10 protein-coding genes and 1 pseudogene are annotated in these 13,586 nt (G+C 65.8%); 3 read left to right on the top strand and 8 right to left on the bottom strand.

The annotated features are described in order from the left end of the window. Positions 1–69: 69 nt before the first annotated feature. The 6 genes from RPS27_RS20385 to RPS27_RS20360 form a co-directional block, all read right to left on the bottom strand. Positions 70–1,425: an amidase family protein gene (locus tag RPS27_RS20385; protein WP_212067698.1), complete on the bottom strand. Its 1,356-nt coding sequence runs from the start codon at positions 1,423–1,425 to the stop codon at positions 70–72. A 49-nt stretch (positions 1,426–1,474) separates the two neighbouring features. Then, positions 1,475–2,485: an ABC transporter substrate-binding protein gene (locus RPS27_RS20380; protein WP_212067699.1), complete on the bottom strand. Its 1,011-nt coding sequence runs from the start codon at positions 2,483–2,485 to the stop codon at positions 1,475–1,477. A gap of 21 nt (positions 2,486–2,506) precedes the next feature. Next, on the bottom strand, positions 2,507–3,346 hold the full coding sequence (locus RPS27_RS20375) for an ABC transporter permease (protein WP_194403955.1): 840 nt from the start codon (positions 3,344–3,346) through the stop codon (positions 2,507–2,509). Continuing rightward, positions 3,343–4,641, bottom strand: coding sequence for a M20 family metallopeptidase (locus RPS27_RS20370; RefSeq protein ID WP_313754218.1), 1,299 nt, complete (start codon positions 4,639–4,641; stop codon positions 3,343–3,345). Before RPS27_RS20370 ends, RPS27_RS20375 begins: the two co-directional genes overlap by 4 nt. Before the next feature lie 241 nt (positions 4,642–4,882). Beyond that, positions 4,883–6,097, bottom strand: coding sequence for an extensin family protein (locus RPS27_RS20365; RefSeq protein WP_212067701.1), 1,215 nt, complete (start codon positions 6,095–6,097; stop codon positions 4,883–4,885). A 357-nt stretch (positions 6,098–6,454) separates the two neighbouring features. Further along, entirely contained in the window at positions 6,455–7,330 is an 876-nt protein-coding gene (locus RPS27_RS20360; protein ID WP_212067702.1) for a DUF2147 domain-containing protein, read from the bottom strand. Between the two features lie 194 nt (positions 7,331–7,524). On the opposite strand from RPS27_RS20360, the gene RPS27_RS20355 reads away from it, so the two are divergent. Continuing rightward, positions 7,525–8,310, top strand: a complete 786-nt coding sequence (locus RPS27_RS20355) for a DUF2147 domain-containing protein (protein WP_211416274.1) — start codon at positions 7,525–7,527, stop codon at positions 8,308–8,310. A gap of 325 nt (positions 8,311–8,635) precedes the next feature. Continuing rightward, positions 8,636–10,101, top strand: a pseudogene (locus RPS27_RS20350) (FecR domain-containing protein). Positions 10,102–10,229: 128 nt separating this feature from the next. Here the strand turns inward: RPS27_RS20350 and RPS27_RS20345 are convergent. Further along, positions 10,230–10,793, bottom strand: coding sequence for an NUDIX hydrolase (locus RPS27_RS20345; protein WP_212067703.1), 564 nt, complete (start codon positions 10,791–10,793; stop codon positions 10,230–10,232). A gap of 67 nt (positions 10,794–10,860) precedes the next feature. After that, a complete protein-coding gene (gene asd, locus RPS27_RS20340; protein ID WP_212067704.1) occupies positions 10,861–11,724 on the bottom strand; it encodes an archaetidylserine decarboxylase in 864 nt (287 codons plus the stop codon). Between the two features lie 35 nt (positions 11,725–11,759). On the opposite strand from asd, the gene RPS27_RS20335 reads away from it, so the two are divergent. Then, positions 11,760–13,424 carry an aminotransferase class III-fold pyridoxal phosphate-dependent enzyme gene (locus tag RPS27_RS20335; protein WP_212067705.1) on the top strand — a complete coding sequence of 555 codons (1,665 nt, stop codon included), beginning with the start codon at positions 11,760–11,762 and terminating at the stop codon, positions 13,422–13,424. Positions 13,425–13,586 lie beyond the last annotated feature (162 nt).

Here is a 13,586-nt window from a genome sequence, read left to right as displayed (position 1 = left end):
CGATCTCCCTCCGAGTGACGGCTCGAAGGCTAGGAGGTCTCCGCTCGGATTGCAACGCGGCGCAAATGCTCAAGGCTGCGCTGCCTCCCCCGTGAATGCACAGGCGAGGTCAGTGAGCAGGCGCTCCCGGCCGGCCGGCGCCAGAAAGGTGATGCCATAGGGCACGCCCGCCCCGGTCACCGCATTCGGGACCGCGATTGCGGCAAGCCCGAGCGGGTTCGCGAAATTGGTGTAATAGCCGTTGTCGAAATTGGCAGCCAAAGGATTGCGCGCGACGTCGTCGATGCTGAGCACGGTTCCGACCGTCGGTACCACCAACGCGTCATGGGCCTCCCAGAAGTCGCGCAGCGAGCACTGCGCCTCCTTGACCGCGTAGAGCGCGCGATAGGCATCGGCCGCGGAAAACTTGCGACTGCCGATGACGAGATCGCGGACGATCTTCACGCCCGCATCCGGATTGGCGTCGAGGAACGCGCCGACGGAGACATCGCGCTCGGCGAGAAACGGCCCGAAGAACATCAGATCGTTGATCGAGGTGAACGGAGAGAAATCAGCCGACGAGACTGACATGTCGAGCCGCCGCAGCTTGCGAAGCGCACCGCCGAACAACTCCTCCGTCTCGGCATTGCCGAAGAATCTGAGTTGATCGATACGCGGCGTGGCGAGGCGAAGCGGCCGCGCTGGCGGCGCCTGCTCGGCCCAGCCGGCAAACTCGACCGGCGAGAAGCTGTCGTGGGCATCGCGCCGCGCCAGCGCGCGGTAGATGTCGTATCCGTCCCGCGGCTCGCGGGTGTAGAGCGAGATCGTATCGAAACTCCGGCACGCATAGACCATGCCGCGCTGGCTGAAGGCGCCAGGCGCCGGCTTGAAGCCGGTGACGCCGCAATAGGACGCCGGCACCCTGCCCGATCCGCCGGTATCGGTGCCGAACGCAAAGGACGACGTACCGGTCGCCACCGACACCGCCGCGCCCGAGCTGGAGCCACCGGGTATGTAATCCGGATTGTGCGGGTTGCGCGCGACGCCATAGGGCGAGCGCACGCCGACCAGGCCGGTCGCGAACTGGTCCATGTTGGTCTTGCCGACATAGATCGCGCCCGCGGCGATGGCATCTGCCACCACCGGGCTCGTATCCGTCGCGACATGGGAGAACTCGGGGCAAGCCGAAGTGGTCTGCTCGCCCGCGACGTCGATGCAGTCCTTGACCGAAAAGATCAACCCGTAGAGCGGCAGCGTGTCGATCTCGCCGATGCGTGCATCTGCCGCGCGCGCGGCAGCCATCACGCTTTCGGGATTCGCCGTCGAGATCCAGACGCCACTCTGGTCGGCATCCGTCAGACGCGACAGCACGTGCGCGACGACATCGGAAGGCTTGAGCGCGCCGCTGCGATAGGCGGTACGAAGACGGCGGGGTGAGATATCCATGTCAATCCTGCGGGAATATGCCGGCGGGACCAGCCCGTCGGCACCGGCCTCAGCGGCCAACCACCTTCTCCAGGTAGGCGGGCTGGATGAACGCCTCGAAGTCGGCACGCGGCAACAGCTTCGGCAGACGCTCCTGCTTCACCAGGAAGTCGGCGGTCGAGACCAGCGTGTCGACGAACTTGCCCTTCTTCGCGGACGTGCCGAGATACTCCTCCGTGAGCTGCTTGTTGCAGGGGACCATTCCCGTGCCCTTCATCATGCGCGTCGCATCCTCGAGCGGCAGAGACAACTCGTCCGCGATGATCTGCGCCGTCTTCTCCGGATTCTTCAGCCAGAAATCGATCCCCTCGCATTCGGCCTTGATGAACTTCTCGACATAGGACGGATATTTTTCCGCGAACGCGTTCATGACGACGCCGATGTCCCAGGTCGGATAGCCGCGCTTGGCCATCTCGCCCGAGGTGACGAGGATCTTGCCGCCGTTCTTGACGGCCTTGTCGAGGTTCGGCTCCCAGAACCAGGCGGCATCGATATCGCCGCGCAGCCAGGCTGCCGCGATGTCCGAGGGCGCGAGATCGATGATCTTCATCGAGGCGGGATCGACGCCATCGTCCTTCAATGCCTGCAGCAGCAGGTAATGCGTGGTGGATCCGAACGGCGCGGCGACCGTCTTGCCCTTGAGGTCCTTGAGCGACGTGATGTTCTTGTCGGAGCGCACCACCATCGCCTCGACATAGTCGAGCATGTTGATCACCAGGATGCCCTTGATCGGCAGCGCCCGGGTCGCACCGATTGCCGTCGGCGGATTGCCGAGGCCGCCGAAATCGACGTCGTTGCCGGCGATCGCACGCAGCATGTCGCCGCCGCCGCCGACCTTGACGTATTTGATGTCGACGCCCGGCATTTCCTTGGCGAGCAGGCCGAGATGCTTGGTGACGAGCTGCGCGTTCACCAGATTCAGATAACCGACGGTTACCTTGGCCGGCTTTTCCTCGGCGCGAGCGGCGACCGTGAGCGACAGCGTAGCAAGTGCGAGTGTTGCAACAAGTCTCTTCATCATGTCGATCTCTCCTCGATCAGATCAGGTTCGGGCCCAAGGCATCAACAATTTGGCGATGCCGCGCATCATCAGGTCGAGCACGACGCCGGTCAGGCCAAGCACGATCAGGCCCATGATCACGACGTCGGACAGCAGGAATTTCGCGGCATCCCAGATCATCCAGCCGATGCCGGCCGAGGCCGCAACGATCTCGGCGGCGACGAGGACGGTGTAGGTGAAGCCGAGCGAGATGCGCATGCCTGCGAGGATCAGTGGTCCCGCAGCTGGCAGATAGACGTGAAAGAGCAGGTGTCGGCGGGTCGCACCGAGGGATTGCGCGGCGCGCACATAGACCGGATCGACGCTGGTGACGGCCTGGATCGTCGAAATGACGATGCCCGGCAGGCCCGCCAGGAACAGCAAGGACAGTTTGGAGCTCTCGCCGATGCCGAGCCACATCACCAGCAGCGTATAGAGCCCGAGCGGCGGCAGCGGCCGGTAGAATTCAATCAGCGGATTGAGCAGCGCGCGTGCATTGCGCGAGACGCCCATGAGAACGCCGAGTGGAATGCCGACGAGGCACGCCAACGCGAAAGCCGTGAGGATGCGGTACAGGCTGGCGCCGAGATGCTGAAGCAGCGTGGCGCCCTGATAGCCCTTCGTCATGGTCTTGACGAACGCGGCCCATACCGCCTGCGGCTTCGGCAGGAACAGCTCGTTGGCCCAGCCCATCTCCGTGACGACGACCCATGCGGCCAGCAACACGGCGACGGTGAGCGTCGAGAGCAACACCGACCGGGAGACTGTCGGCAGCCGCAAATTGCCCCGTCGCGTACGATCGGCCGAGATCGGAATCGCCATGGGGCTTGCCTCGACGCTCATGTACGCACTCCCAGGATCTGCATGATGGTCAGCGCGTAGATCCGCGTCGCCATCACCGACTTGGTGATCGAGATGTTCTCGTTGTCGACGGCCCAGCCATCCTCGCCCGGACCGAACGTCACCGCGTTGATGCCGGCCTCACGGAAACGGATGGTATCGTTGAATGCGTTCTTGCGATTGACGCCGGGCTCGCGGCCCATCAGCCGGCGATAGACCGCACGCAGGGAGCGGCACGGTTCTTCCTCGACCGGCACCGGCTCGGTCGCATTGACGAACAGCGAGCCGGGCACCTGGCGGACGGCAACCTTGACGTCGTTCACCCCGGCAAATGTCTGCTGGCTGAGCCCCTCGATGTCGGAGATCACGCTGGCGAGCGTCATGCCCGGCACGATGCCCACCACAGCGAGCGTGATGGTGCAGGCATCTGGCGAGAACTGCATCTCGCCGGGCAGGCCGCCGCGGATGCGCACCACCGAGCAGCAGGGCGGCGTGTGTCCCATGAACGTGCTCGGAACATGCGTGAACGCCATCTCCTTCAGCTTCGGCAGCAATTTTGCCGCTTCCATGATGGCGTTGACGCTGATGTCGGGCCGCCAGATGTGCGACTTGATGCCCTCGACCGTGACCTCGATCAGGCAATGGCCCGAATTGGCCACCGAGAGGTTCATGCCCCAGTCTTTGCTGACATCGCCCCAGGCCGTCGGCTCGGCCGTGATCTCGTAATCGGCAGTGAGGCCGACTTTGTCGAGCATGTAGATCGAGCCCTCAGTGCCGTTGCGCTCTTCGTCGACGGTGTAGCAGCACATCAACGTGCCATCGAATTTCACGCCCTCCTCGATCAGGGCCTGAACCGCGAGCAGCGAAGCGGCGAGATTGCCGCGCGTATCGGACGTCCCGCGCGCGTAGAGCAGATCGCCATGGCGCGTCGCCTTGAACGGATCGTAATCCGTCATATGCCATTTCTCGGGCTCAACCGCCGGATAGGTGTCGAGATGATCGTTGAGGATCAACGACGGCGCGCCCTCACGCCCTTTGAGCACACCGAGCACATTGGGCCGGTGCGGCTGCGCGCTGTGCTTGGTCACCTCCATGCCGAGAGCTTCGAGCTTGCCGGCGACCAGCATGGAGATCGCCTCCTCCTCGGCGGGCGGCAGGTCGGGATCGAGCGGATTGCCGGAGCGCGGCTGACCGGTGCCGATCAGTTCGGATGCAAGGTCAAGCCAGCGTTGCTCCGTGATGCGCGACAGCACGCGCCGCTCGAGATCGGAGTAAGATGGGGCGACAGGCATCTGCATGACGGGTCCGCTGGCTCACAGCGCCGGCTGCGCTGCTTCGTTGCAGGCTCTTCACTGCACCGACTGTGCCAATTGCCGGCCACGCCCGCTCGGACACGAATAGCGATTGCAATTCAATGATTTGGTCTAGAATCGAGGCCGCGCAAATTTTTGCGCGTCAGCAGCGCTTTGCTGAAGACACGGGGCCGGCTGAACAGACCAGCCGCAGCGCGTTGACGGCCGCTTCAGCTCCGGCGGACGTCTAATCGTCGGCGTAGTCGTCTTCCTCGCGCTTGCGCGCCATGCTCTTGCGCGCGCCGAGCGAACCGGTGACGGAGGGCTCGCGCGCATTGGCATAGGGACTGCGCGACTGCGCACGCGAGGCAACTTCCTCGCCGGAGACCGCGGCGGGCTGGCAGATCAGGCGGCGGCTGGCGCGGCGCATCAGGTCCACGTGGATGTGATCATAGTGATAGACGTTGGAGCCCGGCGCCAGCACCGTGGTGAAATGCGCGCAGGCGCCCGCCTGCACGTCGCGCAAGAATCCCTGCTCCTCCGGCATGCCGCGCCAGCCGTCCTTCACGGTGACACGGCGTCCGTCGGCCAGCACGAAGGCAGCAATATCGAGCGCATTGCCGAAGGCGTGCTCGGAGATATGGGCGCGCGAGTTACCGTTCATGCCGCGGCAGGAATAGGCGGAGATCTGCTTGATCTCGGCGACGCGGACGCCGAACCAGCGCATCGACGAAGGCTGCACGGTATCGGCGAGCCAGCGGTCGAGCTCGGACACGATCGGACAGGCCAGCGTCGCGGTCGGCTTGATCGCGACAGGACCGACGGCTGTGACACCATTGCCCTGCGCCGGACCAAGACGCGGCAGCGCCTGCTGTGCGGGCGCCTGCGAATAAGGCGCGGGATTCGCCGGCCGGGCCGGATAGCTCGGCGCATTCATGTAGCGCGAGGCTCCCGCGGCATCAGTGCCCTCGGGCGGCAGATCGATCTCGTCTTCCTCCGGCGCGACGCCGGGCGCGTTCAACGACATCGGCCCCGTCGAGGTGCCATAACCGCTGGGTTGGCGGACCGCGCTTTCGGGATAGTTCGAGCGCGACGGAGTGGAGGACGCCGGATAATTCTGGCTCTGCGGGTAGTTCGAGCGCGGCTGCGCCACCGGCCAACGTGGCTGGCCACCGATGCTGCCCGGCGGCCGCAGTTCCTCGTCGGCAAAGCCGTAAGTGCCTGAGGCTTCGCCGAGGGCGGCGACCTTGAGTGGAAACTCGGCGCCGCACTGGCCGGGCCCCGAGATCGGGTCAATCCGGACCAGATCCGGCCCCTCTTTCACCGCGCCCGATTTCAGGCATGCGGCCTCAGCCTCGGCCCGCCATGGTTCACGTTCGGCCTGGAAGAAGCCGCGTCCGCAACCCGCTAGCGAAACAAGGACGATGGAGCCGACGAGATACAAACAAACTCCGCGCGTCATGCACGCACGTTCGATGAATTTACTTAAAGACTCTTCAACACGTTGATTTCAGTGTTCTTTAACCATACCGGCTCACGCATGCCGAACCCCGGGCAGAACCGAGCGACAGCAAGGCTGACTTTTTCGCGCCGAGACTCTCTGTTAACCATACCGGCTCGCGCGCCAAAGCAGCGCGCAGGGTGGGAGCGACCTCATGACGTTCGCCGGGAGACTGAGCGTAGTCACCGCGTACCTCGCCATGGCCTTCGTCGGCGCCATCGTGCTCGGCATGATCTAGCGGTTTACCAAGCCCGTCGCAGGCGATCTCTTCCCTTTTTCCCCTTGTGGGAGAGGGGAGCAGCGGGACTGCCGCAAATATTAAGACCGTGCATTCCACTGCCGCGACGTGGTGATCAGCTGCTCCTGCGGCGCCTCGACGCGCGTCCAGTCGTTGCCCGAGCACCAGAAACGCCAGAACGCGCAGGCCTCGACGTGGAGCCTGCCGGGGCTCTTCAGCGTCATCGTCGAGTAATAGGTGTTGCCGCTGGAGCGGCTGTAGATGCTGCCGGTCCAGGCGTCGTGCGATTTCGGCTTCATGTTGACGAGCACGCTCTCGCCCCGGCTCAAAGCCTCGGTCAGCGCGTAGCCGCACAATGCGGGCCCGCAGCGCTCGATGCGGACCGTGCCCTTGGCACCGACACTCTCCCATTCGCCGAGCGGCGTATAGGCCTGCTCGTCGTCGTTGCGCTGTGCAGCCGCCGCGGTCGGCTTGATCTCGGGGCTCGGAACGGGCGGCGGCTCCATGCGCGGCGGATCGAGCATGACGGTCTTCGGTGGATCGATGCGCGGCAGCTCAACCCGTGGCGGATGCGGGCTCGGCGCCTCGGGTCTTGACGCCTCGGGTTTTGGCGCCGGCGGCAGCACGACGGGTTGCGACGTCGTCGCGGCCATGACGGGAGCCGCCGGCACCGGTGACGGCACGACCACGGTCGCCGGCCTGACCGGAATGACGACATTGGCCGGCGGCGCGGCCGCAGCCGGCGCTGGCGGGGTCGATGTCACACCGGCATCTTCTGTCGGCCGGATGCTGCGATTCGAGGACACCGAAACACAGGACGCAGATCGGCAATTGCGCGGCGCCTCGACACGGAAGCGGTGACCGCCAATCGAGAACGAATAGGAGCCGGCCTCGGCCGCCGGCGCGATCGCCAGCAGTGCGATCATTATGCCAAGCGAAGTCGCAAGCCGTTGCATCGCCGTCTCCCTCAGTATCGCGACGACCTTACGCAGAGGAACCGCGGCTGAATGTGCGCTGCCTCACCCAGGCGGCGCGCACCGTTGTGACCCCCATCACAGAACGCCCGGCCAGTCCGGCGTAGGGTCGAACCACGCTTCATCCACCAGCGTCTTCAGCCCATCTCGGGACCAACGCCATTTCGGAGGTTGTCATGAACAAGCTCACCATCGCCGCCACCGCACTCTTCCTGGCGTCGACCGCTGCCGCCCATGCCGGCGGCAATACGATCTCGTTCCAGATCGAGGGCCAGCACATCCGCATCGAGACGCCGCGCAACTGCGCCTCGCTCAATTGCGTGACCATCGTCGCGCCGGGCCTGTCGGACAAGCCGATCAAGCTGAACAACATCAACCTCAAGGGCCTCGGCGGCTCCAAGGACGATGACGTCGACACCACGCCGGCTCCGGCCACGACCGCGCAGCCCGCACCGGCTCCGGTGCAGCAGCCCGTGCAACAGGCGCCGGTCCAGGCCACCGCGCCGGCCGCGCCCGTTGTCGCTCCGGCCGCACCCGCGCCGACCGTTGCCGCCGCGCCGTCCCTCGACACGACGACGCAGCCTGCGCCCGTCGCGGCGCCTGCTCCCGTTGCTGCTCCCGCGCCGGTCGCGGTTGCGCCCGCTCCGGCCCCGGTTGCCGCCGCGCCCGTGGCCGCGGCGAACTCGCCGATCGGCGTCTGGGCGACCGAAGAGGGCAAGGGCAATGTCCGCGTCGAGCAGTGCGGCGCCAATCTGTGCGGCTACGCCGAGAAGACCAACGAGCGCATCCTGATCAACATGAAGCCCGAGGGCGCGAAGTGGAGCGGCCGCATTCACGATCCCAACTCCGGCCGCAACTACGACTCGACCATCGCGATGAAGGGCCCGAATGCGATGCGCGTGCAGGGCTGCGCCTTCGGCGGCATGTTCTGCGGCGGCCAGACCTGGAAGCGCGTGAGCTGACACGCGGAGCGCGTCATCCGGGGCGATGCCAAGCACCGAACCATGGCGCGCAATTGCGCATCTGAGGATCTCGCGCCACAGCTGCAAATCTTCGTCATGCCCGGGCTTGTCCCGGGCATCCACGTTCTGAGTGACGCGAAGCAAGGCGTGGATGGCCGGGTCAAGCCCGGCCATGACGGCGTAGAGAGGTTTAGCCCCAAGCTGGCACCGCACACCATTTGGCCTTCTCACCCCTGCGACACATGTTCATCCGCCATTCAGGTCCCTCCGGCTGATATCGGCCGATCTCGCCTCGCGTTCTCACCGGGACTTCCTCGTGACATCATTGCTGGCCTGGCGCCGCTTCGTGTTCGCGCTTGCGCTGCTGGCATTGCCGCTGGCGGGCAGCGGCGCAGCGCATGCATCCGATGCAATCGAGCTCGCGCAGGCGCAGCCGCAGGCAGAGCCGGCGCCTGCTTCTTCCCCAGCCCCTTCCGCCTCCCCGACGCCTTCGGCCTCGCCTGCCCCCTCGACAGATGCGCAATCCACCGTCGAGCCGATCGGCAACGTCGCGACCGTCACGGGGATCGCGACCGTGATCCGCGACAAGAACTCCTATCCGCTGCGGTGCGCGACGACATCTACCTCAACGACATCGTGCAGACCTCGTCGAACTCCACGCTCGGCATCACCTTCAACGACGCCACCACGTTCAACCTCTCCGCCTCGTCGAAGATCACTATCGACAATTACGTCTATGAGGACGGCGGCAAGCAGAACTCCGGAATTTTCGACGTCGGCAAGGGCACGGTCGCCTTCGTCGCGGCTGCCGTGGCGAAGACCGGCAACATGAAGATCACGACGCCGACAGCGACGCTCGGCATCCGCGGCACCACCGGCGTCGTCGACGTGCCCGAAGGCGCGGCCGCGAGCAGCGCGCGCAACGTCAACATCAAGCTCTATCCCGATGCCGACGGCCGCGTCGGCCACATCGACGTCGACGACCGCACCAGCGGCACGCGGCTCGGCGCGTTGACGCAAGGCGCGAGCGGCTTTGCGATCCGGCCTGGCGCTGCCGGCGCGGGCGGCATGCGCTTTGCGGCGGTGCCGATCACGATTCCCGCGCAGCAGATCGTGCGCGACCGCGGCTTCGTCAGTCAGGTGCATCTGGCGCAAACCACGGGCCGTCAGATCGTCACCGAGCAGCGCGACTTCCGCCGCGCCAATCCGACGGCGCAGAGCCGCATTCCGCGGCCGGCGCTGCCGCCGCAGCAACAGCAATTGCGTCCGGCGACCACCGTACCGGGACAGCAGCCCCAGCGCCCGAACGGCCAGCCAGGCCAGAACAACCGTCCTGGTCAGCAGCAGCCGGGCGCACCGGGCCGGCAAGGGACCCAGCCAGGCGCCCAGCCGCCGCAGCAGCGGCAGGGCCAGCAAGGTGGCGCGGTGCAACCGGGCACACCGCGTGCGGGTCAGGGGCAACAGCAACAAGGCCAGCAACAGCCCGGCCAGCAGCAAGGCGCAGGACGTCCAGGAGCACCCCGCGCCGGACAGCGCACACCGCCGATCGGCACGCCGCAAACCCAGCCGCAACGCGGCGGACAGATTCAGCCCGGGGGAGTCGTGCCGCCACAGCAGCCGGCTACACAGCCGCAACTGCCGCGCACCGGCATGCAATCGGGCCAGCCGCCTGCGGCTCAACCGCCGGGCATGCAACGCCCCGGCGGATTCCAGCAGCGCCTCCCCGCCGCGCAGCGTCCGGCGGCCCCGCGCAAACCAGCACCCGCTCCGAAGGAGAAGGAGCGGCGGTGACCCTCGAGGCAGCGCCCGCGTCCGCACGATAGCGCTGGAGGAGCACCCCTCCCCCTCCGTCAGCCCACGCTTCCACCGGCATATCGACTTGCGGATGGTCTCCAGGCGCGCCAGCAGCGCAGCGTGCCTCACGCCTCGCCGCGCAGCCAGGCCTTCACCTTCTGCAACAGGCCGTGGCGCAACTCGTCGACGGAGGCGGCTTCGGCGGGTGTCAGCGCCTGCAAGGCTGCATCCATGTCATCGGCCGATTGCACCGGCTCGGGCGCCGGCGACGGCGCGAGCACCGCGGCCGCAAGCGCGATCGGGCCAATCTGGGTCAGGAACGCGCGTTCATATTCGCGCGACAGCCGCGCGATCGCGTCGTCCAGCGCGAGCCAATCGACCGCCTTGATGTCGTTCATCAGCTTGCGGACGGGACCGCCCTCGGCTTCCATGCGCCAGAAATGCACGACCTTCGAACGTCCGCCGGACTGGTAGACGAGCGTGCCGAGAAATTCGTGAACGGCGACGTCGTGGCCGGTTTCTTCCAGCACCTCGCGATGCGCGGCCTCCTTCGGCGTCTCGCCGTCGTCGAGCTTGCCCTTGGGCAGGACCCATTCGTTGCGCTTGCGCTGGCGCACGACCGCGATCAGCGGCGTCGAACCACGCCGCAGCACGATACCACCCGCCGCCATCACCGGCGCCCGCGCCATCACCAAATCCGTCGCCGTCGAATCGTCCCCACCGACGATATAGGCGGCCGGAACGGCAGATTGAAGGCTACTTTCTTCTGAGCAGCGCCTCGCCGGCACGGATGCGCGTGCCCTCGGCGATGCCGTCACAGAAGCTGAAATCGCCCGGCGCGAGGATGATGATGGTCGAGCCATGCTCGAACCAGCCGAGTTCCTCGCCCTTGGTCACGTTGACGTCGCAGGGAAAGTTGACCGGACCGCGCGTCTGCGCGTTCAGCACCCTATCGAGGAAGTGCAGGCGGATGCTCGCGACCAGGATCGCGGCGACCGGTACCAGCGTCACGGCCTCGCCGGTCGACAAATGCGTGCGGATCACCGCGCGCTCGTTCTTGCAGAACAGGCGCTCGACGCGCTTGAGCGCGATCGGATTGACGTTCCAGACGTCGCCGTGGATCAGCGTGACGCGCTCGATATGCGCATCGAAGGGCGCATGGAAGCGATGATACATGCTCGACGTCAGCCGCAGCGTCACGAAGCTGCCGTTGCGGTGCTGATCCACCAGCGCGGAATCGCCGACGAGGTCGAGCAGCGAATAGGGCGCGCCCTTGACCTGGAACAGCTCGGTGTCCGCGATCCTGCCGTGAGCGCCGACAATGCCATCCGAGGGGCTGGCGACAATGGTGGGGTCGGGATCAAAGGGGCGCAAGCCCGGCTTCAGCTCCCGGGTAAAACAATCGTGCAGGCTCTTGAAGTGGGTCTTCTTCGCCTCGGACAGATCGAGGTCGGAGAACAGCTTCCACAGCGCGATCGAGAAGTCCCGCACGAGGGGATTCTCGATCTTGGAGAACCAGCCCATGAAGCGGGTCAGCGCCGCGCGCGGGATGCGGTTGGTCAACAGAAAGTTGAGGTCTTCCTGCTGGGTGAAAGAGGCGATGAGGGCTTTGACTGTCATGAATCTGTCAGCTCACAGTATTAGCGCTTGTTGTCATGGAAACGACACTCCCGATTCTCTCGATGTCCGTGGCCGCCGCAGCGTCTGCTGCCGCCGTCCTCCCGAAGCTGAAAGCGCGGATCGAACTGTCCCGCGCCAAGCATCGCTCGCTCGCCGGGCACTCCAAGATGTCGCGCCGGGTGGCAAAGCTGCTGCCGTTCTACGAATACGGAGAGAACGACATCTTCTCGTGCGACGGTGCGCCGGCGGACATCGCCGCGCAGCGCAAGGAGGCCTTCTTTCGTCTCGCCGCCCTCTACGCCGAGCGCTACCCGAAGGGCCGCGCGATGACGAAGGAAGCGGCGGACAAGATCTCCGACCTGAACTTCACCGAGAGCTACCGCGTGCCGTTCCAGTTCTCGCGCCTGGTCCGCGAGCACCTGGGCACCTCGACCTTCGTGGAGTCGTCCAGCGGCGTCACCGTCACGGATGTCGACGGCAACACGTCCTACGATCTCACGGGGTCCTACGGCGTCAACATTTTCGGCAACGATTTCTACAAGGAGTGCATCGAGGGCGCCGAGAAGCGCGCGCATGCACTCGGCCCGGTGCTCGGCCCCTACCATCCCGTGATCCTCGACAATGTGCAGCGTCTCTGCCGGATCTCGGGCCTCGACGAGGTCTCGTTCCACATGTCCGGCACCGAGGCCGTGATGCAGGCGGTGCGGCTGGCGCGCTACCACACCAAGCGCACGCATCTGGTCCGCTTTGCCGGCGCCTATCACGGCTGGTGGGGCGACGTGCAGCCGGGCGTCGGCAATCCCATTGCCGCGCACGAGACCTACACCCTCGCCGAGATGTCGGAGAAGACGCTGCATGTGCTGCGTACGCGCAAGGACATCGCCTGCGTGCTGGTCAACCCGCTGCAAGGCCTGCACCCGAACGCCAACGCGCCCGGCGATTCCTCGCTGGTGGATTCCTCCCGCGGCGGCAACTTCGATCGCGCGGCCTACACCGAATGGCTCAAGAAGCTGCGCGAGGTCTGCGACCAGCGCGGCATCGTGCTGGTCTTCGACGAGGTCTTCGTCGGCTTCCGGCTCGCCGCCGGCGGTGCCCAGGAATATTTCGGCGTGAGCGCCGACATGGTGACCTACGGCAAGAGCCTCGCCGGCGGCCTGCCGGTCGGCGTGGTCTGCGGCAAGCGCGAGCTGATGCGCCGCTTCCGCGATGACCGTCCTGCCGACATCTGCTTCGCCCGCGGCACCTTCAACTCGCATCCCTACGTCATGACGGCAATGGACGAGTTTTTGAGCCGGCTCGCCAGCCCGAACTTCCATGCCATTTATGATGGACTGGAAGAAACTTGGAACGGTCGCGTCCAAATGCTCAACCAGATGATGACGGACGCCGACCTGCCGGTGCGGTTCGCCAACTTCTCGTCGATCTGGACGGTGAAATACACGACGCCCTCCCGCTACAATTGGATGCTGCAATATTATTTGCGCGCCGAGGGCCTGGCGCTGAGCTGGGTCGGCACCGGCCGGCTGATCTTCAGCCTGAACTACACCGACGCCGACTTCACCGAAGTCGCCGACCGCTTCGTCCGCGCGGCCGGGAAGATGAAGGCCGACGGCTTCTGGTGGCACGACGGCGTGCTTACCAACAAGACTATCAAGCGGCAGATCCTGAAAGAGATGCTGGCCAAGCGTTTTGGGCGCTGAGGCCACACTTCGCGGGCTTGCCGCCGATGCCGCGGGGTTGTGTGCGCCATATGCGATTGCCCTACCGCACGCGGGCAGAGGCGAAGCAGCCCCCAGCACGTGGATGCCCGGCACGAGGCCGGGCATGACGTAACCATCAGACATCGGAGTGTGTTGTGTACG

It is taken from the genome of Bradyrhizobium sp. WYCCWR 12699 (assembly GCF_032144035.1).
GTDB lineage: Bacteria > Pseudomonadota > Alphaproteobacteria > Rhizobiales > Xanthobacteraceae > Bradyrhizobium.
Note: the sequence above shows the minus strand (reverse complement) of the source record. Positions and strands in the feature narration are given on the sequence as shown.